Source organism: Pyxidicoccus fallax, assembly GCF_012933655.1.
GTDB lineage: Bacteria > Myxococcota > Myxococcia > Myxococcales > Myxococcaceae > Myxococcus > Myxococcus fallax.
The window spans coordinates 1-1,956 of the sequence record NZ_JABBJJ010000671.1 but is presented as its reverse complement, the minus strand read 5'-3'; the positions used below and the strand labels follow the sequence as shown (position 1 = coordinate 1,956).

Here is a 1,956-nt window from a genome sequence, read left to right as displayed (position 1 = left end):
CTGGGAGTGCTGATGCCGAAATGAGTAGCGATAAAGGGGGTGAGAAACCCCCTCGCCGTAAACCCAAGGTTTCCTGGGTCAAGTTAATCTTCCCAGGGTTAGCCGGAACCTAAGCCGAGGCCGAAAGGCGTAGGTGATGGAAAGCAGGTTAATATTCCTGCGCCATCTTGTGAGCGTTGAACTAAGGGAGGACGGAGAAAGCTAGGCGAGCTGACCGGTGGTTGTGTCAGTCTAAAGGTGTAGGGGTGTCGCGTACGAATAAAGGCGCGGCAGCTATCCCCGAGACCCCATGGCGCCCCGTCAGGGGTAAGTCGCTGATGCTCGGCTTCCGAGAAAAGTCCCGTAGGGAGCTCATAGGGTGTCCGTACCGTAAACCGACACAGGTGGGTGAGGAGAAAATCCTAAGGCGCTTGAGAGAACTCTCCTCCAAGGAACTAGGCAAATTTCCACCGTAACTTCGGAAGAAGGTGGGCCTCTGGTAGGTGTAGGCGTACAGCCGAAGCCGAGAGAGGTTGCAGAGAAATGGCGGTAGCGACTGTTTACCAAAAACACAGGACTCTGCGAAGGCGACAAGCCGACGTATAGGGTCTGACTCCTGCCCGGTGCTGGAAGGTTAAGGGGATTCGTCAGCCGCAAGGCGAAGCGATGATCCGAAGCCCCAGTAAACGGCGGCCGTAACTATAACGGTCCTAAGGTAGCGAAATTCCTTGTCGGGTAAGTTCCGACCTGCACGAATGGAGTAACGACTTCCGCGCTGTCTCGGAGAGGGACTCAGCGAAATTGAAATAGCTGTGCCGATGCAGTTTACCCGCAGCAAGACGGAAAGACCCCGTGAACCTTTACTACAACTTGACAGTGACACTAGGGATTGACTGTGTAGGATAGGTGGGAGCCTTTGAAGCCGGGCCGCTAGGTTCGGTGGAGGCAACGGTGAAATACCACCCTGTTGATTTCTGGTGTCTAACCATGTCCCGTCATCCGGGATTGGGACACTGTCTGGTGGGTAGTTTGACTGGGGCGGTCGCCTCCCAAAAAGTAACGGAGGCGCGCGATGGTTCCCTCAGCCCGATTGGAAACCGGGCGGCGAGTGCAATGGCATAAGGGAGCTTGACTGCGAGAGAGACATCTCGAGCAGGTGCGAAAGCAGGTCATAGTGATCCGGTGGTCCTGAATGGAAGGGCCATCGCTCAACGGATAAAAGGTACTCCGGGGATAACAGGCTTATCTCCCCCAAGAGTTCACATCGACGGGGAGGTTTGGCACCTCGATGTCGGCTCATCGCATCCTGGGGCTGGAGCAGGTCCCAAGGGTTTGGCTGTTCGCCAATTAAAGCGGTACGCGAGCTGGGTTCAAAACGTCGTGAGACAGTTTGGTCCCTATCTGCTGTGGGCGTAGGATACTTGAGAGGCTCTGACCTTAGTACGAGAGGACCGGGTTGGAGGCACCGCTGGTGTACCAGTTGTCTCGCCAGAGGCATCGCTGGGTAGCCATGTGCCGATTGGATAACCGCTGAAAGCATCTAAGCGGGAAACCGACCTCAAGACCAGGTATCCCGGGCGCAAGCCCCTGAAGACCCGTCGAAGACTACGACGTTGATAGGCCGGGTGTGTAAGCGTGGTAACACGTTGAGCTAACCGGTACTAATGGGTCGAGCGGCTTACTTTCCCCGTTCTCTTCCATGCCTCCTCATCCGGGGCGTAAGGGATTCGGGACCAAGGCCGAGGCTCGAGTGCGCTTTAACGCGCGCTCGCCTGGAAGTGGCTTCAAGGCGCAGCGAGGCTTCACTCGCAGAAGTTGAAACTTACCCTTTGTATGCACTGTCGCTTGTTTTCCGGTGGCTATGTCGGAGGGGTTCCACCCGTTCCCATCCCGAACACGGAAGTTAAGCCCTCCAGAGCCGATGGTACTTCGCGGGAAACCGCGCGGGAGAGTAGGTCGCTGCCGGATTCTTTTTGA

Annotated in this window: 2 rRNA genes; both read left to right on the top strand. The window is 56.3% G+C overall.

Annotated features, from left to right (window positions below):
• A 23S ribosomal RNA gene (locus HG543_RS53355) occupies positions 1-1,665 on the top strand; the annotation flags it as partial.
• Between the two features lie 165 nt (positions 1,666-1,830).
• Positions 1,831-1,947 (top strand): 5S ribosomal RNA (gene rrf, locus HG543_RS53350).
• Positions 1,948-1,956: the final 9 nt, after the last annotated feature.